General features: G+C 72.3%; 24 protein-coding genes. 13 read left to right on the top strand and 11 right to left on the bottom strand.

Translation table 11 applies throughout. The annotated features are described in order from the left end of the window. Window positions 1-296 precede the first annotated feature (296 nt). Window positions 297-1,814, bottom strand: a complete 1,518-nt coding sequence (locus tag ACOOHC_RS16365; RefSeq protein WP_420451462.1) for a diguanylate cyclase domain-containing protein — start codon at window positions 1,812-1,814, stop codon at window positions 297-299. Here ACOOHC_RS16365 and ACOOHC_RS16360 point away from each other — a divergent pair. Further along, entirely contained in the window at window positions 1,801-2,100 is a 300-nt protein-coding gene (locus ACOOHC_RS16360) for a hypothetical protein (protein ID WP_420451461.1), read from the top strand. The genes ACOOHC_RS16365 and ACOOHC_RS16360 overlap by 14 nt on opposite strands. Window positions 2,101-2,139: 39 nt before the next feature. Here ACOOHC_RS16360 and ACOOHC_RS16355 read toward each other — a convergent pair whose 3' ends face one another. The 6 genes from ACOOHC_RS16355 to ACOOHC_RS16330 all read right to left on the bottom strand — a co-directional run bounded on the left by ACOOHC_RS16355 (window position 2,140) and on the right by ACOOHC_RS16330 (window position 8,807). Next, entirely contained in the window at window positions 2,140-2,814 is a 675-nt protein-coding gene (locus ACOOHC_RS16355; RefSeq protein WP_420451460.1) for a hypothetical protein, read from the bottom strand. Between the two features lie 93 nt (window positions 2,815-2,907). Next, complete coding sequence (locus ACOOHC_RS16350) at window positions 2,908-4,527, bottom strand: copper resistance CopC/CopD family protein (RefSeq protein ID WP_420451459.1); 1,620 nt, start codon at window positions 4,525-4,527, stop codon at window positions 2,908-2,910. A gap of 194 nt (window positions 4,528-4,721) precedes the next feature. After that, entirely contained in the window at window positions 4,722-5,612 is an 891-nt protein-coding gene (locus ACOOHC_RS16345) for a hypothetical protein (protein WP_420451458.1), read from the bottom strand. Next, a complete protein-coding gene (locus tag ACOOHC_RS16340) occupies window positions 5,609-7,276 on the bottom strand; it encodes an ABC transporter permease (RefSeq protein WP_420451457.1) in 1,668 nt (555 codons plus the stop codon). Before ACOOHC_RS16340 ends, ACOOHC_RS16345 begins: the two co-directional genes overlap by 4 nt. After that, complete coding sequence (locus tag ACOOHC_RS16335; protein ID WP_420451456.1) at window positions 7,273-8,250, bottom strand: ABC transporter ATP-binding protein; 978 nt, start codon at window positions 8,248-8,250, stop codon at window positions 7,273-7,275. Before ACOOHC_RS16335 ends, ACOOHC_RS16340 begins: the two co-directional genes overlap by 4 nt. Further along, complete coding sequence (locus tag ACOOHC_RS16330; protein ID WP_420451455.1) at window positions 8,247-8,807, bottom strand: fasciclin domain-containing protein; 561 nt, start codon at window positions 8,805-8,807, stop codon at window positions 8,247-8,249. Before ACOOHC_RS16330 ends, ACOOHC_RS16335 begins: the two co-directional genes overlap by 4 nt. Window positions 8,808-8,945: 138 nt before the next feature. On the opposite strand from ACOOHC_RS16330, the gene ACOOHC_RS16325 reads away from it, so the two are divergent. The 5 genes from ACOOHC_RS16325 to ACOOHC_RS16305 all read left to right on the top strand — a co-directional run bounded on the left by ACOOHC_RS16325 (window position 8,946) and on the right by ACOOHC_RS16305 (window position 14,959). Continuing rightward, complete coding sequence (locus ACOOHC_RS16325) at window positions 8,946-10,454, top strand: AMP-binding protein (RefSeq protein ID WP_420451454.1); 1,509 nt, start codon at window positions 8,946-8,948, stop codon at window positions 10,452-10,454. A gap of 170 nt (window positions 10,455-10,624) precedes the next feature. Beyond that, window positions 10,625-13,423, top strand: coding sequence for an ATP-binding protein (locus ACOOHC_RS16320; protein ID WP_420451453.1), 2,799 nt, complete (start codon window positions 10,625-10,627; stop codon window positions 13,421-13,423). Beyond that, window positions 13,420-13,845, top strand: a complete 426-nt coding sequence (locus ACOOHC_RS16315) for a roadblock/LC7 domain-containing protein (RefSeq protein WP_420451452.1) — start codon at window positions 13,420-13,422, stop codon at window positions 13,843-13,845. The genes ACOOHC_RS16320 and ACOOHC_RS16315 overlap by 4 nt, the downstream gene beginning before the upstream one ends. Then, a complete protein-coding gene (locus ACOOHC_RS16310) occupies window positions 13,842-14,237 on the top strand; it encodes a DUF742 domain-containing protein (protein ID WP_420451451.1) in 396 nt (131 codons plus the stop codon). The genes ACOOHC_RS16315 and ACOOHC_RS16310 overlap by 4 nt, the downstream gene beginning before the upstream one ends. A gap of 80 nt (window positions 14,238-14,317) precedes the next feature. Next, entirely contained in the window at window positions 14,318-14,959 is a 642-nt protein-coding gene (locus ACOOHC_RS16305; protein ID WP_420453816.1) for a GTP-binding protein, read from the top strand. Here the strand turns inward: ACOOHC_RS16305 and udk are convergent. Continuing rightward, the gene (gene udk, locus ACOOHC_RS16300) at window positions 14,945-15,607 is read right to left on the bottom strand and encodes a uridine kinase (protein WP_420451450.1); all 663 of its coding nucleotides are present in this window, start codon (window positions 15,605-15,607) and stop codon (window positions 14,945-14,947) included. The two genes, ACOOHC_RS16305 and udk, sit on opposite strands and share 15 nt — an antisense overlap. Before the next feature lie 99 nt (window positions 15,608-15,706). Here udk and ACOOHC_RS16295 point away from each other — a divergent pair, with 99 nt between their 5' ends. Both ACOOHC_RS16295 and ACOOHC_RS16290 read left to right on the top strand, forming a co-directional pair. Continuing rightward, entirely contained in the window at window positions 15,707-15,979 is a 273-nt protein-coding gene (locus ACOOHC_RS16295; protein WP_420451449.1) for a DUF3263 domain-containing protein, read from the top strand. Then, window positions 15,976-16,662, top strand: a complete 687-nt coding sequence (locus ACOOHC_RS16290; RefSeq protein ID WP_420451448.1) for a LytR C-terminal domain-containing protein — start codon at window positions 15,976-15,978, stop codon at window positions 16,660-16,662. The genes ACOOHC_RS16295 and ACOOHC_RS16290 overlap by 4 nt, the downstream gene beginning before the upstream one ends. Before the next feature lie 51 nt (window positions 16,663-16,713). Here ACOOHC_RS16290 and ACOOHC_RS16285 read toward each other — a convergent pair whose 3' ends face one another. Next, window positions 16,714-17,733, bottom strand: a complete 1,020-nt coding sequence (locus ACOOHC_RS16285; protein ID WP_420451447.1) for a glycerate kinase — start codon at window positions 17,731-17,733, stop codon at window positions 16,714-16,716. Between the two features lie 87 nt (window positions 17,734-17,820). Here ACOOHC_RS16285 and ACOOHC_RS16280 point away from each other — a divergent pair, with 87 nt between their 5' ends. Then, window positions 17,821-18,096 carry a MoaD/ThiS family protein gene (locus ACOOHC_RS16280; protein WP_420451446.1) on the top strand — a complete coding sequence of 92 codons (276 nt, stop codon included), beginning with the start codon at window positions 17,821-17,823 and terminating at the stop codon, window positions 18,094-18,096. Window positions 18,097-18,153: 57 nt separating this feature from the next. After that, entirely contained in the window at window positions 18,154-19,764 is a 1,611-nt protein-coding gene (gene groL, locus ACOOHC_RS16275; protein ID WP_420451445.1) for a chaperonin GroEL, read from the top strand. A gap of 58 nt (window positions 19,765-19,822) precedes the next feature. Here groL and ACOOHC_RS16270 read toward each other — a convergent pair whose 3' ends face one another. After that, the gene (locus tag ACOOHC_RS16270; RefSeq protein WP_420451444.1) at window positions 19,823-20,740 is read right to left on the bottom strand and encodes an aquaporin; all 918 of its coding nucleotides are present in this window, start codon (window positions 20,738-20,740) and stop codon (window positions 19,823-19,825) included. Between ACOOHC_RS16270 and ACOOHC_RS16265 the strand changes: the two genes are divergently transcribed. The 3 genes from ACOOHC_RS16265 (at window position 20,705) to ACOOHC_RS16255 (ending at window position 23,186) form a co-directional block, all read left to right on the top strand. Beyond that, a complete protein-coding gene (locus tag ACOOHC_RS16265) occupies window positions 20,705-21,619 on the top strand; it encodes an ATP-grasp domain-containing protein (protein ID WP_420451443.1) in 915 nt (304 codons plus the stop codon). The genes ACOOHC_RS16270 and ACOOHC_RS16265 overlap by 36 nt on opposite strands. Window positions 21,620-21,659: 40 nt before the next feature. Further along, complete coding sequence (gene fdhD, locus ACOOHC_RS16260) at window positions 21,660-22,445, top strand: formate dehydrogenase accessory sulfurtransferase FdhD (protein WP_420451442.1); 786 nt, start codon at window positions 21,660-21,662, stop codon at window positions 22,443-22,445. Between the two features lie 81 nt (window positions 22,446-22,526). After that, complete coding sequence (locus ACOOHC_RS16255) at window positions 22,527-23,186, top strand: chlorite dismutase family protein (RefSeq protein WP_420451441.1); 660 nt, start codon at window positions 22,527-22,529, stop codon at window positions 23,184-23,186. Between the two features lie 13 nt (window positions 23,187-23,199). Here ACOOHC_RS16255 and ACOOHC_RS16250 read toward each other — a convergent pair whose 3' ends face one another. After that, entirely contained in the window at window positions 23,200-24,486 is a 1,287-nt protein-coding gene (locus ACOOHC_RS16250) for an ABC transporter substrate-binding protein (protein WP_420451440.1), read from the bottom strand. Window positions 24,487-24,508: the final 22 nt, after the last annotated feature.

Below are 24,508 nucleotides of genomic sequence, written 5' to 3'. Positions count from 1 at the left end.
GCTCCCGCACCCGGCTCCAAGATCGAGATCGCCTCCCGTCCCGTCGTCGGGCACCGACGCGCACGGCCAGCACGTCGGCCGGCCATCCCCATGATCGGCACCCGGTGAGAGGTCGAGCTCGACACCTCCCGCCCCGACGACACGACACCACGACGACACGACACCACCGAGAGGAGCACCTGATGGGCGGGTTGCGCCAGTGGCGACCCTTCGAGGACGCCGGGGTCCAGCTCGTCGGGCTCCGTCGGCGCGACGACGGTCGCGACGGCGGTCGCAGCGACGCGTCCTCGGCTCGATCAGGCGCCTCGGCGGTCGGGCACCAACCCGACGACGTGCACATCCGAGGTCGCCGCGCTCCTCGGTCGGATCGCGTCACGAGCGTCGGCGGACTCGAGTCGCCGTCGGCGCTTGACCCGGTACATGTCGCGGTCCGCCTCGGCGATCATCGACGCGACGGGGTCGCGCGACGACGACGAGGTCCCGACGCTCAAGACGATGCTGATGCCGTCGTGGACGAAGCGCGACGAGAGCTTCGCCGCGACGCGACAGGCCTGTCGATCGGTGCGACCGGAGCCCGTGACGGCGACGATGAACTCGTCGCCGCCGACCCTGGCGGTGAGGGAGCCGACCGGGCTGATGTCGTCGATCCGTCGTGCCGTCGCGGCGAGGACCGCATCGCCGACGTGGTGGCCGTACGTGTCGTTGATCGTCTTGAACCCATCGATGTCGACGTAGAGCAGCGCGACGTCCGCGGCGTCATCGCGCAGGAGCGGTTCGAGGCGCTCCTCGAACGCACGGCGGTTCAGCAGGCCCGTGAGCGAGTCGGTGTCGGCGAGGCGCTGCAGCCGCCGCTCGGCACTGCGCAGGTCGGTGACGTCGGACATCGAGACCGCGATCGCGCCGACGGCGGCTTCGGCTCGCAGGTCGGTGGCGCGCATCTCGAACCACCGCCGCTCGCCGTCGACGGTCCTCATCACGACCGAGCCAGCGACGACGTCGCCATCGAGGTGCGCGATCATGTCGCCGATCGCTCGACGATCGGTCTCGTCGATCAGGTCCAGGATCGAGTTCCCGCAGACGACATCCGGATCCGCGCCCAGGCACCTGGTGATCGCGGCGTTGACCGACAGCAGCGTCCCGTCGCCGTCGACCATCGCGAGGATCGCGGGGGAGTGGTGGACGAGGCGGTGCAACATCGTGGAGTCGTTCCCCGCGAGCTCGAGAGCGCCCCGATCGCCGACTCGTCGGATCACGAGCACGATCGCCTGCTCGAGCTCCCAGACCACCGAACGACCGCGCAGCTCGACCCCGACGAGCTCGCCGTCCGCACGACGGATCCGCACCGCCAGCAACCCTCCGACGTCCTTCTGGCCCACCGAGGCGCACGCGTTCATCGCGATCAGGTGGTCGTCGGGGTGCACCGCGTCGAGCATCGACCGTCCCAGCCAGCGATCCACGTCGTCGTCGAGCAGCTCCTCGGCGGCACGGTTGGCCCAGAGGACCTCCCCGGAGCACGACGTCACGATGACGGCGTCGGGCAGTTCTCGAAGGACCGACGCCAGATCTGACATGTGCGGTTCATCGGCACTCGCGGCTCCACGGCGTGTCATGAGATGGGCAAGATCCACGGGCGCGAACGGGATGTCGACGACGAAGGCGCGCGGGGGCGGGAGCGTGAGGTCGACGGGGGTGGCGCCCTCCGGGCCGAACCGGCCCGTTCGCTCGATCGAGGACGTGCCGATGGAGCTCGTGACGGTCGCACGACGATCTCGGCTCGTGCGTGTCGGTACAGTCCGTCGGGTGAGGATCCCCACCGCCGCCATCGTCGCCACCGGCCTGCTCGGGGGGTACCTCGTCGCGCGCGAGACCGAGATCCGCCCGCTCGGCGGTGCGGTGCTCGCGACGGCGGGGGTGATCGCCGGACGCGAGTGGCTCCGCACGGTCGGGCCGGTCGGGACCGCTGCGCTGACGACCGTCTACCTCGGCGGGTTCGGTGCGTCCCATCCGCTGGCGAAGAAGATCGGGGCGTGGCCGGCGGTTGCCTCGGCGACGGCGCTCAGCAGCGCCGCGTCGTGGATCGTGTCGGATCGCCGAGCCTGATCCTCGACGGCCGCTGCGGTGGCTCGCCGCGCCGGGTGCTCACCCGATCGGCCGTCCGGTCGACGACTCGACCGCGACGTTCCGGCCGTCGGACCGTGGCGGGCCGAGCCAGCGGACGGCGACGATCGAGCCGACCAGCCCGCCCGTGGACGACAGGAAGAGGTCGCCGATCGTGTCGACGTAGGTGAGCGCCAGGCCGCCCGCGCCGCCGAACCCGTCCTCCGAGACCGCCCACTCCATGATCTCCCACCAGACGATGGCGATCGCGCCGAACCCGTACCCCAGCAGCACGGCGTCGCGCCGGTCCCTGACGACCCGGAACCGGAACGCGTGGTAGGCGCCGACCAGCAGGACCCAGTTGAGCGCGTGCAGCACGTCGTCGGTCCGGTCGAACCCGTCGTACACGCCGAGCAGGTTGCCGAGCGTGTCGATCAGGAAGGGGGCGCAGAGCAGCGCGTCGGCGGTGTGCGGGTACGGGTCCCACCCACGCACCCGGGCGAGGATCGGCACGATCAGCGGCGGTGCCAGGAACAGCGGAGCCCGGAACCCCATCGCCTTGCCCTCGACGGTGTCGGGGGTGAGCCCGACCGCGATCGCGAAGCTGGCGACCAGCGCCACCTTGACGGCGAGGTTCACCGAACGAGCCGCCGGGGTCCGATCCACGTCGAGCACGCGCGAGTCGGAGCCGGGGCGGTGCGTGGCGTCGTTCGTCACCTCCGGACGCTACTGCGTGCTCCGGCTCGGCCCGTGGGCATCGCGGACCCGTCGGAGATCCGGGCCGCTCCGGACGGAGCCATCGGTCGCCCCCTACGTGGCAGCGGCGACGAGCCAGGCCGTCACCACCACGACGAACACCAGCAGGATCGCCTCGGCCGTCACCGTGGAGCGCAACCGGGCGAGCAGCTCGGGCGATTCCGGCCCCTCCTCGAGAGCCGGCAGGAGCCGGAAGTGGTTGTTCGCACCGCAGGCCATCGCGAGCACGACCGCCGACGTCTTGAGGAGCAGGATCCGTCCCCACTGGGTGCCGGTGAGATCGCCGAACGTGTCGAGGACGAGGACGGCCATGATCGCCCCGGCGGCGACGACGGTCCCGAGCGAGATCGTCGCGATCTTGGAGAATCGCACGACGAGCTCCACGGCTCGCATCGGGCGACCCGATCGGTGTCGTGACCACACGATCGCCCCCATCGTGACGACGCCGCCGACCCACACGGCGCCGGCCAGCACGTGCACGCTGTTCACCAGCGCGTGCAGCGGGCGCGAACCCCTGCTGACGGTGTGACCGTCGAACCAGAACGACGCGACGATCACGGCGGCTCCGGCGAGGGCGGGCCACGACCTCGGGGTCGGGCGCCAGCGGACGACCGGGTCGACGGCCGGGTGGGCGTCGCTGCGGGTGATGTCGTCGACGACCGCCGCCGACAGCGAGCGGGCGGCCGATGGTCGGCGCACCCGACGCTGGACCGGGCTGCGCGAGATCGACCCGGCCACGCCGAGGGCGAGGCCCACCCCGCCCACCACGCGCAAGACGGTCGCGAAGCCGGGCGCGGTCGTCCAGGCGTCAGCGAGCGACAGGTCACCGATCCGAGCCGTGCCGACGTACTCGACGACGGCGCCGGCTGCGACGACGCCCCCCAGCACCCGGACACCGACCAGCGCGGCGGCGATCTCCTCGCGCCCGCCGCGCAGCGCCGTCGCGACGAAGGCGAGGGCGCCGATGCCGAGAGCGACCCCGGTGAAGCCGATGACGCGACCGACCAGCGCCGTCGTCTCGCCGGGCGTCGATCCGTCGACCACGAGGAACTCCTCGAGCGTCGGGCCGTCGGAGTCGGAGGGGTCGACGGCCCCGGTGGCGGTCGTGTCGTCGGGTCCGGCGGTGGCCGGCTCGGCGTCGGCCGGTTCCGTCGGGACCGGAGCGGTCGAGTCCGAGACGGCGGCGGCGACGGTCGTGGACGGCGCGGATCGCTGCGTGGTGGCGGTCGTCGATGCCGCTGTCGTGGACGTCTCCGCCGGGGCGTCGACGGTGAAGGAGAAGGCCCCCTCGATCGGGTGGGAGTCGGCCGCCTGGACGGTCCAGCGGACGCCGATCGGACCGCCGGCGAGGGGAGGATCGAAGCGGACCTCGAACACCCGGTCGTCCGGGGTCTCGATGCTCGCCGCCTCCTGGATCGCCCCGTCGGGGGTGAGCGCCACGAACCGGTCGCCGACCGGGGTCGCGTCGCCGGTGAACGTGATCGTGATCTCCTCAACGGGCTCGTCGACCGTGGAGCCGTCGGCGGGCGTCGACGACTCGAACCCGGTGTGGGCCGAGACGACCGGCGGGGGGCCGAGGATCGCGACGAGGGCAGCGAGGGCGCCGAGGAGCGCCACGAGCGAGCGCACCACGGTGAGGCGCGGACGACCTGCACGGAGCTCGTTCACGGACATCGACGTCCACTGTAGGACCCGTCCGCCGGGAGCCGTCGGGGTCGGAGGCGGCAGCGGTCGCCGATGGGACGAGGACCCGGCGACGCGAGCGCGCCGTCGGGTGGTCAGGTGCGGTGGTACGGGTGCGGGACCCGGATGCCGACCCCGTCGGCGACGTGGCGGTAGAAGCTCACCTCGCCCGGGGAGAACCTACGTCAGGTCGTGCCGGCCGCCGCCGTGGTCCGGGTGGTGCGGATCAGGAAGCGGCCCAACCAGAACGGCACGATCTGCGCGACGGCGAGGTTGATCCCCCCGACCACGAGCAGCAGGCGGATGAACGACACGTTCACGCTGAGCTCGTCGCGGGCGTCGATCGCCACGTCGCGGGCGTCGTCGATGTTCGTGCGGTACGAGCCGATCAGCTCGTCGGTCCCCTCCAGCTCGACGATGACGTCGCCGACGTCGTCGGCGAGTCGGGTGACGTCGCTCGTCAACTCGTCGATCGAGGTCGAGAAGGCGTCGAGATCGGTCGAGGCGTCCTCGAACTGCTGGGGGAGCGGCTCGATGCCGGCCGCCAGCTCGGCGATCGTCGACCCGAACTCGTTCCCGCCGTCGTAGCTGGGCGCGAACGGGATGTCGGAGAAGCTCTCCAGAGCCGAGTCGATCGTCGACGCGACCGACTCGAGCTGGCGCAGCGTGACCACGGTCTGGTCGAGGGCCGGCCCGACCGTCTCCGTGAGGTCGTCGACCTCGTCGACGACCCCCGACGCGTCCTGGAACGAGGCGGACACCGCCTCCAGGGTGGCGCCCGCCGTCTCGAGGGTCGCGGTGGTCGCCGTGAGCACCGATTCGGCGAGGTCGATCGAGTCGTCGACGGTGTCGAGGGTGTCGATGGTCGCGTCGAGCGACTGGCGCGACGAGTCGTCGAGCGCGCCGACGAACTGCCAGGCGACGACGGTGCCGACCGCCGCGACCACGACGCCGACCACTGCGACCACGATCATCACGGTGCCGAGGCGTCGGCGCGTCGTCGGGTCGGAGACCACGTCGAAGCGGCCGGCACCGGGAGGGGTCGGGCCCCCGTCGTCGAGGGGCGCCGGGGTCATCGGACCCGGAGGCGGCGGGAGAACAGGACCCACGACAGGCCTCCGTACACGACCGTCAGCGTGATCAGCCCGACCAGGTCGATCACCGCCGGATCGGTGCCGCGCAGCATCACGTCGCGCAGCAGTCGGACCCCGTAGGTCACCGGCATCGTCCAGGCGATCGCCTTGAACGGGTAGCGGAAGGCGTCGAGATCGAGGAAGAACCCGCTGAAGAACAGCCCGGCGAGGAGGGCGAGGAGGGCGTACTGGACGGCCTGGGTGTCGGACTTGGCGACCATCGAGATCAGCATCCCGAGCGCGATCGACGAGACGACCAGGCCGACGATCGTCAGCGCGACCCACTCGACGCCGCCGCGGAAGGGGATCCCGAGCCCGAACCGCACCGCCGCGAGCAGCACGGCGGCGGCGGCGGCACCGATCAGCAGGAACGCCACGGCCTTGCCGAGCAGGATGCGCCCCGAGCGGATCGGCCCGACGCGGTACAGCTCGAAGAGGCCGAGCGAGCGATCGGACACCAGGCTCATCGCGGCGAACGTCAGGACCATGTGCTGCAGCAGCAGAGCGATCGCGGCCGGAGCGAAGAACGACTGGATGCTGATGGACTCGCGCTGGAAGCTCTCGGTCTCACCGGTGAACGGGCGCACGAGCACCGCCGGGTCGAGGGTGGTCACCTCGCCGCCGCGCTCGTCGATCGCCGAGAGCGCGGATCGGACCCGCTCGATCTCGGAGGGCGAGGCGTCCTCGCCGAGCTCGGCGAGCTGGTCGACCGACGTGCGGTACTCCTCGATCAGCCCGACGAGGTCGTCGAGCTCCTCGCCGCGCCCGTCCTCGCCGCCGAACGCGGTGACGATGGAGTCGCTGGTGGTGACGACCTGGTCGAGGTCGCCGCCGTTGCGGTCGAGCTCGTCGGCGGTGGACCGCATCGCGTCGAGGTCACCCGATTCGCGGGCCTCGGCGAAGCGGTCGACCAGGGTCGAGGCCTCCGAGATGCTGTCCTCGTACTTCACCAGCTCGGTCTGCGCACCGCCGACGACGCGCTCGAGGATCGTCGCGTTGAGCTCCTGCACGGCGACCTGGGCCGAGACCTCGACGGTCGTCTGCTGGATGGGGTCGATCTTGTCGTGGAGCACGCTGATCGTCGCCCGCTCGCCTGCGAGCACGCTCTCGGCGGGGTCCTCGGGGAAGATGACGATCAGGTCGATCTCGCCGTCGGCGAGGTCGTTGCGCGCGCCGACGAGGTCGCTCGTGTAGCCGGCGCTGTCGACGTAGCGCCGGAGGTCGTCCGCGAACTCCTCGACCGACGACTCGTAGGGACCGTCGGGCGGTCCGACGAACACGGTGCTGAGAACCGTGTTCTGCTGATCGAAGCCGACGGCGAACAGCGCGAGCACGAGGAACGGTCCGACCACCATCACGAGCAGCAGGCGGGGCTGGCGCAGGACCTCGAGCGTCTCCTTGCGGATGAACCCGACCGTCTGGACGACGACCTGCCAGACGGCGCCGAGCACGCCGCCGCGCCCGGGGAGGTGGTCGGGGTCCGCGACGCGGCCCTCGGGGCTCGGAGGCGGCAGATCGGATCCGTCACCGCCGGAGCCGGAACCATCGGGTCCGCCGGTCTCGCAGGGTTCGCCGTCCTGCTCGGTGTCGTGGACCGGAGCGGTCACGACGTCACCAGCTCGGGCTCGTCGGACGACCCCTCGTCATCGGCGCGGTCGAGCAGCCGGACGAAGACGTCGTTCCAGTCGGCGCTCACCTCGGAGATGTTGCGCACCTCGACGTCGGGGGTCTCGCTCGACACGACGTCGCGCACCGTGGTCCCCGGCTCGACCACCAGGCGAGCCGACGACGGGGACGTCCGCTCCACCTCGATCACCGGGGCGGCGTTGCGCAGGCGGTCGAGGTCGGCCCCCGAGAGGCGCTCGGTTCCCTCCACGTCGACGAGCTGGCCCCCGTAGGCCTCGCGCTGGAGCACGTCGGGCGCGCCCAGCGCCACGAGTCGCCCGCCCGAGAGCAGCCCGACGACGTCGCAGTACGACGCCTCGTCGACGAACTGGGTGCTGATCACCAGCGTGGCGCCGTCGTCGCGCAGCTCGCGGAACCGGTCCCAGAACCGGCGGCGCAGGATCGGGTCGATGCCGGCGGTCGGCTCGTCGAGCATCAGCAGGCTCGGGTCGTGGGCCATCGTCGCGGCGAGCGCGAGGCGGCGCTGCATCCCGCCCGACGACTCGCGCACCAGCTTGCGCTCGTCGCCCTCGAGGTCGACGAGCTCGAGCATCTCGTGGAGGTGGTCCTTGCGGCGGAAGCGGACCCCGTTGAGCGATGCGTGGAAGTTGAGGTTCTCCCACAGCGACAGGTCGTCGAACAGCAGGGGCTGCTGCGGGAGGTACCCGATCGCCCGGCGCTCGCGCCGGTCGCGCGTCGTGGGATCGGCCCCCATCACCACGACCGACCCCTCGTCGGGGCGGTACGCGCCGTTCATCAGGCGCACGGTCGACGTCTTGCCGGATCCCGACGGACCGATCAGGCCGAGGACGCTGCCCCGCTCCACCTCGAAGGTGAGATCACGCACGATCCAGGTGTCGTCGAAGGACTTGCCCGCACCGTCGAACTCGATGATCGCTCCGTCGGGTCCCCTCACGGCAGGAAGATCTGGTCGACGACGTGGACGACCGCGGACCCGGCGTCGACGTCGGACCGCGTGACGGCCGCTCCGCCGATCGTCACCGAGTCGCCGTCGGCGACGACCTCGAGCTCGCGACCCGATAGCACCGTCACCGTCGACATCTCCGAGATCTGCTCGGCGTCCAGGCGCTCGTCGACGAGGTGGTTGCGCAGCACCTCCTCGAGAGCCTCCTGATCGGCCATGATCTCCGCCGCCTCCTCGGCCGACAGGCCGAGGAAGGCCGCGTCACCCGGCGCGAGGAACGTGTACTCGTCGCTGCCGACGATCTCGGACACGTCGATGTCCCGGAACGCCGAGGCGGAGCTCTCCAGGCCGTTCTCCTCGAGGACGCCGGACAGGTCGGACAGCGCCTCGGTGGCCTCCTCCTGGACGGCATCGGCATCCGCTCCGTCGACGTCGACGTCGCCGTCGCTCCCGCACCCCGCCGTCAGGCCGAGGACGGCCACCACCGCCAGCGCCCTCCCCGCGACCGCGCGGCCTCGCCCCGTCTTCGTCGTTCCGCCCTGGTTCATCGCTCGCTCCTGGTCATCCGTTCGCCGATCCGGACGAAGGTACCCCGAACGGGCGACGACCATGCACTCGCGCAGGCGCGGCCGTGGCGGAGGCGTCGCCGGTTCGACGTGGCGCGACCGGCGGGCCACGATGCTGCGATGAGCTCGAACCTGTTCCACGCGCTGGTCCCGAGCGACGCGACGCAGCGCCGCCGGCCGCTGCTGCGCCGGCCCGGCGGCCAGACGCTGTCGTACGGCGACGTCGACGACCGGTCGGCGTCGGTGGCGGGCGCCCTCGTCGACGCCGGTGTCGAGGTCGGCGACCGGGTCGTCGTGCAGGTCGACAAGTCGACCGACGCCGTCGCGCTGTACCTGGCGTGCCTCCGACGGGGAGCGGTCTTCCTGCCGCTCAACACCGCGTACACCCCCGCCGAGGTCGGGTTCTTCGTCGAGGACGCGTCCCCCGCGCTGGTGGTCACCCGTCCGGGCTCCCGCACCGATCTCGGTCCCGACGTCGCCGTGGTCGAGCTCGGCGTCGATGGCGGCGGCTCGTTCGCGGAGGCGATCGACGCGGCCCAGCCGATCCACGACGTCGTCGAGCGCGCCGACGACGACCTTGCCGCGATGCTGTACACGTCCGGGACGACCGGGCGGTCGAAGGGAGCGATGCTGACCCACGCCAACCTCCGGTCCAACGGCGAGGCGCTGCGCGAGGTGTGGGGCTTCGTGGCCGACGACGTCCTGCTCCACACCCTGCCGATCTTCCACGTCCACGGGCTGTTCGTCGCCCTGCACTGCGCGATGCTGGCGCGCGCCGAGGTGATCTTCCTCGACCGCTTCGACGTGGGCGCGGTGGTCGAGCACCTGCCCGGGTCGACGGTGATGATGGGGGTGCCGACCCACTACGCGCGCCTGCTCGACCACGACGCGTTCAGCGCGGCGACGTGCTCGACCGTGCGGCTCCTCACCTCGGGGTCCGCGCCGATGACGGCGGCGACGCACCGCCGTGTGGCCGAGCGGATCGGCCACGAGATCGTGGAGCGCTACGGGATGACCGAGGCCGGGATCATCACCTCCAACCCCGACGACGGCGAGCGCGTCCCGGGGACCGTCGGCTTCGCGCTGCCCGGCGTCGAGCTGCGCGTCGCGGACGACGACGGGGTCGTGGTCCCGACCGGGGAGACCGGGGTCGTCGAGATCCGCTCCCCCGGGCTCTTCGCCGGCTACTGGGACCTCCCCGACAAGACGGCGGCCGAGCACCGCGAGGGGGGCTGGTTCGTCACCGGTGACGTCGGATCCGTCGACGCCGAGGGCCGGCTCACCCTCGAGGGCCGCTCCGGCGACATGATCATCAGCGGCGGGCTGAACGTGTACCCGAAGGAGGTCGAGATGGTCCTCGACGCCGTCGCGGGGGTGGACGAGAGCGCGGTGGTCGGGGTCGATCACCCGGACCTCGGTGAGGCGGTGCTGGCGATCGTCGTCGCCGACGGCACCGTCGCCGCCTCCGACCTCGAGGATGCGATGGCCGCGTCGCTCGACGGAGTGCTCGCGCGCTTCAAGCACCCGCGCGCGTACGTGGTGGTCGACGAGCTGCCGAGGAACGCGATGTCGAAGGTCCGCAAGTCGGAGCTGCGCACGCGCCACGCCGCGCACTTCTCGACGAGGTGATCGACGAGGTGATCGCCACGGGTGCCGGGTGGGGTGACGTGGCACCACGAGCGCCCCACGTCCGCGCCGACCGGGTCGCCCGCTCAAGTCCCCGGGTGCCGCGTCCGATGTGAGTCGTGAGCCGGTCCCGTCCGCGGGGCGGCCGTCGCCACCACCTCCGAGGAGCGCACGTGTCACCGAGATCCATCCCGCTGCGACTGAAGCTGGTGGCCGCGCTCGTCTTCCCCATGATCATCGTGGTCGCCCTGATCGGGGTCCGCATCGACGACTCGGCCGACCGGCGCGAGACGGCGACGCGCCAGGCCGACGAGGTCGCACGGCTGCGGGCCGTGTCGGCGGTCGCCGATGCGCTCGGCGCCGAATCGGTCGCGGTGAGCGACCGGACCACGACGGCGGACGACCTCTCGAGGGCGCGCGCCGCGACCGATGCCGCGATCGAGGACATCCGCGCCGACGAGCTCGGGCTCCCCGGGCTCACCCGGCGCACCGTGCTCGCGTCCGCGGCCGAGCTGACCGAGCTGCGCGCCACGATGGGCGACGACCCCGAGCGCATCCGCGCCACCTACGACCTCGAGACGTGGCAGGCCGACGCTCCCGGCGAGGAGGGCGCCGACCCGTCCACCGAGGCCGGCACCGTCAGCGCGGCGCTGCGTCGGTTGAACGTGCTGCCGACCGAGGTCCTCGGCGGGTTCGAGGTCTCCGCCTCGGCGATCACCGACGTCGAGACGGCCCGTCTGCTGCGCGACCACGACCTGGTGCGTCGCTTGAGCGGCGACCAGTTCGTCGAGCTCTCCGCCCTCCTGCGCCTCAGCGGCACCCCCACCCTGATCATCGACGACGGCGTGGTCGACTCGGTGCTCGCGGCGCTGCGGGCGACCGACACCAGCCGTGACCTCGTCGACGACCTCGGTTCCGACGAGCTCGCGTCCGCGCTCGTCGCACTGGGCGAGACCGACCTGGCCGAGCGCTACGCGACGTTCCGGCGCTCGGCGGCATCCACGACGGCCGGGGTGAACCCGCTCGCCGAGGCGACGGGGTTGAACGCGACGGGTGCCGCCGTGGCCGCCGAGTACGACGCGATCGCGGACGAGGTCCTCGAGTCGGTGAGCCGCCAGGCCGACTCCACGGTGTCCGACGCGACCCGCGACCTCGTCCTGTGGGCGCTCGTGGGCCTCTGGGTCGTGGTCGTCGCCGGGTTGACGCTGCGGATCCTGTACCGGGCGATCAAGTCGCCGCTCGAGCGCCTCACCGAGCGCTCGCAGCAGATCGCGAACGTCGAGCTCCCCGGCGTCGTCGCGGCGATGCGCCGCGGCGACATCGACGAGATGCCCGAGGTCGTCGAGATCGAGTCGGAGTCGAACGACGAGATCGGCGCCCTCGTCGAGGCGTTCAACGACATGCACCGCACCGCCGTCCAGCTCGCCGCCGAGCAGGCCGGCTCGCGTCGCGTCGTGGCGGACATGTTCGTCAACCTCGGCCGTCGCAACCAGCGCCTCGTGAACCGCCTCCTGCGCCGTCTCACGGCGATCGAGCAGGACGAGAGCGATCCCGACAAGCTCGCCGCCCTCTACGAGATCGACCACGTCGCCACCCGCATGCGGCGCAACGCCGAGTCCCTCCTCGTGCTCGCCGGCGCCGGCCAGTCGCGCAGCTGGGACCACCCGGTCGAGATGTACGACATCGCCCGTGCCGCGCTGTCCGAGGTCGAGGGCTACGACCGGGTGCGCATCGAGGTGGACGACGTCGAGATCCACGGGGACCTCGTCGCGGATCTCACCCACCTGCTCGCCGAACTGGTCGAGAACGCGCTGTCGTTCTCACCGCCGTCGACCGAGGTGCACCTCGGCGCCGACGCCAGCGGCGACGGCCACGTGGTCGTGGTCAGCGACCAGGGCCTCGGGATGACCGACGAGCAGGTCGCCGAGGCGAACGAGCGCATCGAGAGGGCGTCCGACCAGGCCGAGACCCCGTCGGAGTTCCTCGGCCACTACGTCATCGGACGACTCGCCGCGCGCCACTCGATCCGCGTCGAGCTCGGGCGCGGTGAGCTCGGAGGCGTCGTCGCCCGCGTGGTGCTCCCGGTCGGCTCGGTCGTGCCCACGGCGTCGCAGCTGGTCGCGGCGTTCGACACGACCCCCGCCGCTCCGTCGACGCCGGACGCTCCGGCCGTCCCGCTCGCCGCCGTCCCACCGGCCGCCGTCGCGCCGGCGACTCCGCCCCCGCCGGACGCCCCGTGCGCGCCGCGGCCCGAGGCGCCCCCCGCCGCGCCGTCGGCGCCCGAGCCGGTCGTCGAGTCCCCGCCCGTCGTGGCCGAGCCGCAGCCGCAGCCGGATCCGGAGTCCGAGCCGTCGCCGGTCGCCGCGGACCCGGTGCCCGCGGGGCCGACACCCATCGCGAGGACCGTCGAGGAGCAGCCTCCGCGCCCGCGCCTCGAACCCGCGGCGACCGAGTTCCCGAGCGCACCGTCGCTCGGCTCGATCGCCGCCGGACCGAGCCCGGTGCCGTCTCCGTCGCCGACCCCCTCACCGTCGTCGCCCTCCCTCTCGCCGTCGTCGCCGTCCCTCTCGCTGTCGTCGTCGCCCGTGGTCGAGGCGCCGGCGGCCGAGGCGCCGATGTCGCCGGCCGAGGCGTCGTGGCCGACGCTCCCCGGGACGTCCGACGCGCCCGACGCGCCCGACGCCTCCGCGAGCGCCGACCCCGGCGTGACGGACCTCGTGCCGAGCCCGTCCCAGGACGATCCTCTCTCGGTCTTCGCGGCGTCGCGTCGCACCCCCGGCGCGAACCTGCCCGACACCGGCGTCATCGCCTCGCTCACCGGGTCGATGCGCCTCGACGCGGTGAGCGAACCGGGTGCCGATGCGACCCAGCCCGACATCGACCGCCCCGAGGGTGACCCGGACGCGATCCGGTTCCACCTGTCCGGCTTCCAGAGCGGCATCGCCCGCGCCGAACGAGAGGAACGCCCATGACCACCACGACCGGTCACACCGACCCGGATCTCGATTTCGTCCTCGGACGCTTCGTCGACGACACCGACGGGGTGCGCTACGCGCAGACCGTGTCGGCCGACGGGATGCACCTCGCGTCGTCTCCGGGCGTCGACGCCGCCCGCCAGGACACGTTCGCCGCGATCGCGTCCGGCCTCGCGAGCCTCACCGACAGCTCGGTCGACCTGTTCGGCCTCGGCACGATGCACCGCCAGATCATCGAGGCGACCGACGGCTGGATCCTGCTCAGCCGGATCTCGGTCACCGCCTCGCTCAGCGTCGTCGCCGACCGCAACTCGGACCTCGGCATGATCGGCTACGAGATGAGCCGCCTGTCCAAGCAGCTCGGCGACGCCCTGTCGCCGGCGGTGGTCGATCGCCTGAAGGGCTCGCTGCGACTGTGAGCGCGCCCGACGCTCTCGTCGGCCCGTCGTCGGCGGGTCTCCCGTCGAGCGACGACGAGGCCGGTGGCGAGATCGTCCGCAGCTTCATGCTCACCCGCGGTCGCACCCGCGCCGCCGCTCGCGAGCTGTCGATCGAGACGATCGTCTCGGTCCCGTCGGGCCCGGGTGGCGGAGCCCCCGTCCCCGAGCGCGAGCACCGCCGCATCTGCGACCTGCTCACGGGGCCGATGTCGATCGCCGAGGTCTCGGCGCACCTGTCGATCCCCCTGCGGGCGGCGGTGGTGCTGGTCAGCGAGATGGTCGAGGCGGGCACGCTCGCCGCCGGCGACTCCCTCGGTGACGGCGACATCGACCTCCTGCTCAAGATCCGATCCGCGCTTCAAATCCTGTGATGGAGACGTCCGTGAACACCTCTCAGCTCCCGCCGTCCTCTCAGCCCCCGTCGGCGACGCCCGCACCGACGGCGACGGCCATGCCGCCCCCGTCGATCCGGTCCGAGACCCCGGCCGCTGCGGCGTGCGCGACGACCACCCGTGCGACGCGCTCGGCGAAGATCGTCGTGGCCGGCGGCTTCGGGGTCGGCAAGACGACCTTCGTCGGCGCCGTCTCCGAGATCAGCCCGCTGTCGACCGAGGCGTCGATGACCGCGGCCGCCGCGGTCAGCGACGATGCCAGCCGGGTCGAGTCGAAGACGTCGACGACCGTCGCGATGGACTTCGGCCGGATCGCGGTGAGCGACGACGTCGTCGTGTACCTGTTCGGCACACCGGGCCAGAACCGGTTCGCGTTCATGTGGGACCAGGTCGCGCTCGGCGCGCTGGGGGCGGTGGTGATGCTCGACACCGCACGCCTCGCCGACAGCCACGCCGCGATCGACTACTTCGAGGCGAAGGGGATCCCGTTCGTCGTCGCGGCGAACGGCTTCGACCACTCGCCCGACGGCTCGGCCGAGCAGATCCGCACCGCGCTCACGCTCGGCGCGCACGTCCCCGTGGTGCAGATCGACGCGCGCGATCGCGAGTCGGTCAAGCACGCCCTGCTGACCCTCGTCGAGCACCTGCTCGTGCTGCGCGGCGCGGTGGCGTCGGAGGCCGGCGCCTCAGCCGGGCGCTGACGCCGAGATCGGGTCGATCGCGCCGTCGGGGTCGCTCACCAGCTCGCGCACCCGCGCGAGCAGCACGTCGAGCGCTGGTCGGTTCAGCCCACCTTCGGGGATGATCACGTCCGCGTAGCGCTTGCTCGGCTCGATGAAGCGCTCGTGGGCCGGCTTCACGGTCGTGAGGTACTGCTCGATGACGCTCTCGGCGGTCCGGCCGCGCTCGGCGACGTCGCGCCGCAACCGCCGCACCAGGCGCACGTCGGCCGCGGTGTCGACGAAGATCTTCAGATCGAACCGCTCGCGCAGCGAGCGGTCGTAGAGGACGAGGATCCCGTCGACGACGACGATCCGGTTGGGCTCGACGAGGCGCGTCTCCCCCGACCGGTTGTGCTGGGCGTAGTCGTAGATCGGCACCGGCACCGACGCCCCGTTCGCCAGGGCGGCGAGGTGGTCGTTGAGCAGCGTCCAGTCGAACGCCTCCGGGTGGTCGTAGTTCGCCTGGCTGCGCTCCTCGATCGTCTCGTCGCCGCGGTCGAGGTAGTAGGAGTCGAGCTCGATCAGCGAGAGGTGGTCCTCGCCCGTCAGCGCGGACAGGCGCTCCGAGATCGTCGTCTTGCCCGAGCTGCTCCCCCCGGCGACACCGATCATGAAGGGACGAGGCACGGCCGGGAGTGTAGGTGGGGCGACCGGATGGGCGGACGAGGCGACCGATCCGGGGAGGGTGCTTGCAACCCCCTGCCCGGGCGAGCAACCTGTGCGGTGATGCTCTCCGAACGTCACGCCGCCATGCTCGACTTCGAACGGTCGTGGTGGGACAACGACGACCCGCGCGACCAGGTCATCCGGGCGCGCTTCCAGTGCTCACCCGACGAGTACCACGCGGAGCTCACGGCGGTGCTCGACGACCCCGCCGCGCTCGACCACGATCCCCTCGTCGTTCGTCGACTCAAGCGACTTCGACTGCGCGCCCGCCGTCTGCGCCATGATGGGGTCGACCTGGCGTCGTCAGGCGGACGAGAGGGGCAGCAGGCGTGAGCAACGAGGAGACCGGCTACGGCGGCGCCCGACGGACGCCGCGCCAGGGCGTGGGCGGATCACCGGTCGGCTCGTGGCTGACCGTGGCGCTCGCCGTGGTCGCGGTGGTGATCGGGTTCCTGATCCTGCGCAACCTGGTCGACGACGGGACCACCGCCGGCTCGGGCGCCGGGGTCGAGACCTCGGAGGAGACCACCGACGACAGCATCCCGGCGATCGGTGACGTCACCGTGCCGCCCGAGGAGACCACCACGACCACCACCACCGTGCCCCGCGTGGTCGATGGCGCGTCGGTCATCGTCGCGAACGGCAACAGCGTCGGCGGCTCGGCCGGCGACATGTCGAGCGAGCTGATCGAGGCCGGCTACTCGGTCGAGGACCCGACGAACGCGAGCGGCCAGAACCGCGACGTGAGCGCCGTCTACTACGACGAGGCGATCGTGGGCGCCGATCAGGTCGCGCAGTCGGTGTCGCGCGACCTCGGCGGCCTCGAGGTGCAGGTCGTCGAGACCCCCGCGCCGACGGTGAGCGGCGACCTCGGCTCGGCCGGGGTCCTGCTAATGCTGGGCGACAACGAGGCGGGGCGCACCATCGCCGAGCTGTCGGCGAGCGGCGCGGCGACGGCTCCGGAACCCGCGTCGACCGACGGCGAGTCGTCGACCCCGACCGGCACCGACGCCTGATCCGACGGGCCCCGTCGTCGCGCTCCGTCGGGTCGGATCCGCTCCCGGCGCTCAGCGCATCGCCGCGTCGACGATCGCGGTGGCCGCGCGCTCGATCATCTCCTTGGGGCGCTCGAGCGACGCCTGGGGCCCGTAGAGGTCGCTGAGCACGGCCACCTCCGCCAGGCTCGTCGCGCTCTCGACGATCCCGGGGGCCGCGGCGCCGACGATCGCCGCGGCGGCGATCCCGGCGTCGCCGGCCAGCCCGGCGATGCCGCCGACGACCTTGCCGTCGAAGCTCGACCGGTCGAGGTGGCCCTCCCCGGTGATCACCAGCTCGACGCGGTCCGGGTCGTCGGCGTCGAGGTGGTCGAACAGGTCGAGCTCATCGGCGACGAGCTCGAAGCCCGGGACGAGCCGCCCGCCCAGCGCGGCGAGGGCCCCGCCGAGGCCGCCGGCCGCGCCGCCGCCGGGGACCTCGGTGACGTCGACGTCGAAGTCGTCGGCGAACATCTGCGCCAGCCGGTCGAGACGTCGGGTGAGGAACTCGACCTGGGCGGCCGTCGCTCCCTTCTGCGGACCGAAGTCCCGGGCGGCGTCGCGGAACCGGGTGGTGACGTCGCACGCGACGAGCAGCTCGACCTGCGTGATCCGTGCGATCGCGGTGATCGCACGGATCGCGCCGAAGCCGCCGTCGGTCGTCGCCGACCCGCCGAGCCCGACGATGATCCTGCGCGCACCGGCGTCGAGCGCGTGGTCGATCAGCTCCCCGGTCCCGGTGGTCGTGGCGTCGAGCGGGTCGTTGCCCTCGATCCCGCCGGCGACGACGAGGCCGCTGGCGCGCGCCATCTCGATCACGGCGGTCCCCGCGGAGAGCCTCCATCCGGCCTCGACGGGATCGCCGAGCGGCCCGGTGACGGTGGTGCGGCGGTTGACGCCTCCGAGCACGTCGAGCAGGCCGTCGCCGCCGTCGGCCATCGGGATCTCGACGCAGTCCACGCCGAGCTCCCAGCACGCGTGCCCGATCGCGGCGGCGACCTCGTGCGCGGTAGCCGATCCCTTGAACTTGTCTGGCGCCGCCAGGACCCGCATGGCCGCCGACCCTAACCGTCGACCGGTTCGCCCCGCCCCCGAGCGAATCCCGACCGACTCGGTCGGGTTCAGCGGTAGCGTGCCGGGATGGCTGCGACCGTCCGGATCCCCACCACGATGCGCCCCCTCACGGGCGGAGAGAAGCAGGTCCGGGTCGAGCCCGGCACGCTCGGGTCCGTGATCGACGAGCTCGAGAGCGCGCACCCCGGGATGGGGGAGCGGCTCCTCGACGAGGACGGCTCGCTGCGCAAGTTCGTCAACGTCTTCGTCGACGACGACGACGTGCGCTACCTCGACGGGCTCGACACCGCGGTCGGCGACGAGATCACCGTCTCGATCATCCCGGCCGTCGCCGGGGGCTGATCCGCCCCCTCGGGCGGCCGTTGCTCCGCTGGCACTCGACGGCGTAGAGTGCCAGACATGGCAAAGCTCATCTCCTACGATTCCGAGGCCCGTCGTTCACTCGAGTCGGGCATGAACCAGCTCGCGCACGCGGTTCGCGTCACCCTCGGCCCGCGCGGTCGCAACGTCGTGCTGGACAAGAAGTGGGGTTCGCCGACGATCACCAACGACGGCGTGACGATCGCGAAGGACATCGATCTGTCCGATCCGTTCCAGAAGCTGGGCGCGGACCTCGTGAAGGAGGTCGCGAAGAAGACCGACGACGTGGCCGGCGACGGGACGACGACCGCCACCGTGCTCGCTGCCACCATCGTCACCGGGGGCCTGCGCAACCTCGCCGCCGGAGCGAACCCGATGGCGCTCAAGCGCGGCATCGAGGCCGGTGTGGAGGCCGCCGTCGAGGCGATCCGGGCCAGCGCCAAGCCGGCCGAGGACCGCGAGCAGATCGCGTCGGTCGCGGCGATCTCGGCGGCCGACGAGGAGATCGGTCAGATGATCGCCGACGCGATCGACAAGGTCGGCAAGGACGGCGTGATCACCGTCGAGGAGGGCCAGACCTTCGGGATGGAGATGGACCTCGTCGAGGGGATGCGCTTCGACAAGGGCTACCTGTCGCCGTACATGGTCACCGACACCGAGCGGATGGAGGTCGACTTCGACGATCCGTACCTGCTGTTCGTGCCGGCCAAGATCAGCTCGATCAAGGACCTCGTGCCCGTGCTCGAGATCGCGATGCAGGCCGGTCGCCCGCTGGTGATCATCGCGGAGGACGTCGACGGCGAAGCGCTCGCCACCCTCGTGGTGAACAAGATCCGTGGGACGCTGCGCGCCGCGGCGGTCAAGGCGCCCGGGTTCGGCGACCGGCGCAAGGCGATGCTGCAGGACATGGCGACCCTCACCGGCGCCCAGGTCATCAGCGACGAGGTCGGGCTCCAGCTGGAGCAGGTCACCGCCGAGCTCCTGGGCCAGGCCACGCGCGTGGTGATCGCGAAGGGTGAGACGACGATCATCGAGGGCGCGGGCGACAGCGGCGCGATCGCGGGCCGGATCAACCAGATCCGCGCGGAGATCGACAACACCGACTCCGACTACGACCGCGAGAAGCTCTCCGAGCGCCTCGCGAAGCTGACCGGTGGCGTGGCGGTGCTGAAGGTCGGCGCCGCGACGGAGGTCGAGCTGAAGGAGAAGAAGCACCGCATCGAGGACGCGGTCTCCACCACCAAGGCCGCGATCGAGGAGGGCGTCGTCGCCGGAGGCGGTGTGACCCTGCTGCGGGCGAAGGCGAAGGTCGACGCCGTCGCCGACGTGCTCGAGGGCGACGAGGCCACCGGCGCCCGCCTGGTCGCCGACTCCCTCGTCGGGCCGATCTCGCAGATCGCCGAGAACGCCGGGTTCAACGGCGGCGTCGTCGTCGACAAGGTGCTCGGGATGAAGGGTGACGTGGGACTCAACGCGGCCACCGGCGAGTACACCGATCTGGTCGAGCTCGGTGTCATCGACGCCGCGAAGGTGACCCGCTCCGCACTCCAGAACGCCGCGTCGATCGCCGCGCTGTTCCTCACCACCGAGGTGGTCATCGTCGACAAGCCGGAGGCGGCCGCGCCGGCGATGCCCGACATGGACTACTGAGCCGGACGACCGAACCGGACGACCGAGCCGGAGGACCGACGCACCACGGCGGGCCCGCTCACCCGGAGCGGCCCGCGACCCGATCGCCGAGGTCGTCGACGAAGGTGTCGTCGAACACCGTGTCGTCGACGACCGCGTCGTCGATCGCGAGCCACACGAAGACGGCGGCGACGGCGGCGACCAGCGGTACGAGCACGAAGGCCCACAGCTGCCCGAGCGCGCTCGGATCTGTGTCGGAGAAGATCGCCCACCCGATCGAGCGCGCCGGGTTCAGCCCGCCGCCGTCGACGTGGAACAGCACGAGGTTGGCCAGGCCGTAGGTCGCTCCGGTGAACGCGCCGATCGCCGAGGTCGTCATGGCGCGGCTCGTCGCGGACAGCACCACGACCACGATCACCACCCCGAACACGAGCTCGGCCGCGAGCACGGACCCGAGCCCGGGGTACACGTCGCGATCCCAGCCGTTCGCCCCGTCGGAGAACCGGGTCAGGTCGTCGATGCCGAAGACGAGCGCGGCGCCGAGGACGCCGCCGGCCACCTGGCCGACCCAGTCACCGACCGCTTCGCGCACCGAGATCATCCGCGACATCAGCATCGCGAGGGTGAACGCCGGGTTCGCCACCGCGCCGATCACGCCGATCGCGACCGCCATCGCGACGCCGATCGAGATCGCGAACCCCAGCGCGCCGATCCGTCCCTGGGAGAGCACCACCGAGCCCGGCCCGGCGAGCACCACCAGCGTCGTCGCGACGAGCTCGGTCGCGACGTTGCGCGCGAACGTCGTCGGGGCCGCCGCGCTCGCGACCTCGTCACCGGTCGCCGACACCTGCGGGGAGCCGGCCGGGGGCGGTGCCGCGTCGGGCGTCGTGTCGTCCTGCGTCATGGCGCCACCGTAGTTCGCGCCCCCCGAGCGGCCTCCGGTCACCCGTAGGCTGGCGGGGTGCTCGGGCTCGTCACCGCGGAGGTCGCCGCCCACCTCGATCCCGATCTCGAACCGCTGGCGTCGGCGATGCGCGACCGCCTCGGAGGCGACCGGGTTGAGGTGGTCGCGTGGGACGACCTCGGCGTCGACTGGGAGCGCTTCGACGTCGCCGTCGTGCGCTCGACGTGGGACTACACCGACCGGCTCGCCGAGTTCCTCGACTGGACGGACCGCGTGGCCGAGCGGACCCGGTTGCTCAACTCGCCCGACGCCATCCGGTGGAGCTCGGACAAGCGCTACCTCGCCGAGCTCGCCGCGGCCGACGTCGCGATCCCGTCGACGGCGTTCGTCGCGCCGGGCGAGTCGGCCCCGACGGTCGAGGGGGTGCACGTCGTGAAGCCGACCGTGGGGGCCGGCGCCGACGGTGCACGGCGCTGCGAACCCGACGAGGTGGCCGACCACGTCGCGCTCCTCCACGCCCGGGGGCGGACGGCCATCGTCCAGCCCTACCTCGAGCTGCTCGACGAGCGCGGCGAGACCGGCCTGTGCTTCGCCCGGATCGGGGGACGGCTCGAGCTGGTCAACGCCTTCGGGAAGGGCGCGATCCTCACCACCACCGAGGTCGAGCGCGAGGGTGACCTGTTCGCGAAGGAGCGGATCGACCCCCGCGTCCCGTCGGGGTCCGAGGTCGAGCTCGCCGAGCGCGCGCTCGGCTGCCGCGCCGTGACCGACCTCGACGACGTCTTCTTCGCGCGCGTCGACGTCGCGCCGATGCGCGCCGCGTCGGGCGAGGAGTCCTTCGTCGTCGTGGAGCTCGAGCTCATCGAGCCGTCGTTCTTCTTCGCGACCGGGCCGTCGTCGCTCGAGCGCTTCGCGGACGCGCTCGCGTCCACCGTCGAGAGCGCGGACGCGCGCCCGGCCGCCGGGAGCTGACGTGGCGCGTCGTCGCAGCGAGCGTCGGATCGTCACCCGGGTGGGGCCCGAGCCCGGGGAGCGCTCGGCTGCTCGCCGACCCGACGAGCTGATCGTCGAGGAGCCGATGTCGATCCAGCTCGACGGCACCCTCGTGTCGACGACGATGCGCACGCCGGGCCACGACCACGAGCTCGCCGCCGGCTTCTGCCTGACCGAGGGGCTGCTCGCCGGTGCGCCGGTCGTCAACGTCAGGTACTGCGCCGGAGCCAGCGCGATGGAGTCGTCGTTCAACGTGGTCACGGTCGAGACGGGGGGTCGCGCCCCGACCCCGACCCCGCGCCTCGGGAACGTGTCGTCGAGCTGCGGGTGGTGCGGGTCCGAGCAGCTCGACGAGATGTGCGACCGGCTCGCACCGCTCCCGGAGCCCGGCACCGTCGACCTCGACCTGCTCGGTGCGATCCCCGAGCGGGTCCGCGACGGACAGGGCCTGTTCTCCTCGACCGGGTCGGTGCACGCGGCGGCCGCGTTCGACCGCGACGGTTCGATCCTCGTGACGCGCGAGGACGTCGGGCGCCACAACGCGGTCGACAAGGTGGTGGGGGCGATGGTGCTCGGGTCGCGCGGCCTGCCGCCGCTGCCGGCCCGCGGCCTCGGGCTGTTCGTCAGCGGTCGGGCGAGCATCGAGATGGTGCAGAAGGCGTGGGCCGCCGGGTTCTCGACGCTCGTCGCGGTCAGCGCGCCGACCGTGCTCGCGGTCGACGCGGCGCGGCGGGCAAACCTGGTCCTCGCCGGGTTCGGGCGCGGCGACGGGTTCAACCTGTACTCCCCCGAGCGCCTCGGCTGATCGGCGCCCGCTCGGATCCGGGCGCCGGACCCGACCCCGGCCCCGACCGGGCGTGATCGGGGGCGTCGGTAGGATGGACCGATGCTGATGGAAGAGGGCCTGAGCGTCGTCCACCTGTTCGCGAAGCCCACCCCGGGCACCGATCGCGAGGCGGTCGTGGCGGCGGTGAAGGCGGCGCGCGCCGACGACTGCCAGGTGGTCACGGCCGCGATCCTCGGCCACAAGGCCGACGTCTGCTTCATGGCGCTGTCGACGGACTGGCGCGTCCTGCGCCGGCTCCAGACGGCGCTGCAGCACGCCGGTCTGGTCGTCGTCGACAGCTACGTCTCGATCACCGAGGTCAGCGAGTACGCGTCGGGGATGCCGACGGAGATGCTGCAGGCCCGGCTCCACCCCGAGCTGCCCCCGGAGGGCAAGAGCGCGTTCTGCTTCTACCCCATGAGCAAGAAGCGCGAGGCGCACGCGAACTGGTTCGCGACCCCCTTCGACGAGCGGCGCTCGATGATGATGGAGCACGGCACCAGCGGCCGGACGTTCGCCGGCAAGGTCGTCCAGCTGGTGACGGCGTCCACCGGGCTCGACGACTTCGAGTGGGGGGTGACCCTGTTCGCGCTCAGCCCCGAGGTGCTCAAGGACGTCGTCTACACCATGCGCTTCGACGAGGGATCCGCGCTCTACGGCGAGTTCGGGGCGTTCTACGTCGGCTACCTCGACGACGTCGCCGAGGTCCTCGGTCGCTGACGCCGACGACCGCTCAGGGTCCGACGGTGATCGTCCGCTCGTCGTAGACGTCGGCTCCGTCGGCGTCGAAGCGGTAGAGGTCGAACCGCCCCCGGCCGGGGTCGCCGTCGCGAGCGAGGTCGGTGATTCCGGTGAGGCCCTGGTAGTTGATCTGAAGGCGATCGGCGAGCTGGGCGCGGCAGGTGGCGAAGTCGCGGCACACGCTGCCGCTCTCCGACACCGGCGACATCTGCGCGGCGATCGCGGTCGGCGCGTCGGACCCGCCCTGGACGGCCGAGAGCGCGATCAGGTTGACGCAGTCGTCGATCTGGGGGGCGAACGGGACCGGCAGGTCGTCGAGGCCGGCGGGGCGCACGGTGATCTGGGGCGCGACCCCGACGATCCGGTTCCGGAAGTCCGCGGGGAGCGACGACACGATCGGAGCGTTGCCCGGGCTGCGTGCGGCGTCGTTCACGATCACGGCGGCGGGCGACGGCCCGCGCGCGGCGATCGCCTCGAGGAAGCGGGCCGTGTCGGTCCCCCCTCCCAGCACGATCACCACCTGCGCCTCGCCGACCCCGGCCAGGTCGTCGCCGAGCTCGTCGTCGCCCGCCGCGACCGCGATCACGTCGACGACGGTCGAGCCGTCGGAGGCGAGCGCGTCGCGCACCGCCTCCGCGTACGGTCGGCCGTACGCGTCGTCGACGTGGACGATCGCCATCTGGGTCGCCCCCGTCTCGCGTGCCTGCTGCGCGATCGCCACGGCCTGGAGCGAGTCGGTCGGGATCGTCCGGAAGAACAACCCGTCGTCGGGGTAGTCGTCGAGCGCCATCGCGCTCGCGGCCGGTGAGCAGGTGACGACCTTCGCCGACACCGCGGCGTCGAGCGCGCCGATCGCGTTCGTGGACGACAGCGGGCCGATGATCGCGTCGACGCCGCCGGGCGCGCCCTCGGCGACGAGGGTCTCGATCGCGGTGGTGGTGGCGGCCGGCGTCGTCCCCTCGTTCTCGAACACGAGGTCGACGTCACGACCGAGCACCCCGCCCGCCGCGTTCACGTCGTCGACGGTGCGCTGGGCGGCGGTGGTGACCGCGGTGCTGACGCCCGTCGAATCATCGGGGACGAGGACGCCGATGCGCAACACGCCGTCGTCGACCGTCGGGGCCGGCGGCGCGGTCGTCGTGGTCGCCGCGGTCGGAGTCGGATCTCCCGAGCCGTCGCCGGTGCACGCGGCGAGCGTCCCCGCGGCGATCGCGACGGCGCCTGCGGCCCCTCGTGCACGGCGGCGGCCCGCCACGGCGCGGACGTCTCGGCAAGCCATCCCCGCCACGGTACCCTCGCCT

This window comes from Ilumatobacter sp. (assembly GCF_965215205.1).
Lineage (GTDB): Bacteria > Actinomycetota > Acidimicrobiia > Acidimicrobiales > Ilumatobacteraceae > Ilumatobacter_A.
Note: the sequence above shows the minus strand (reverse complement) of the source record. Positions and strands in the feature narration are given on the sequence as shown.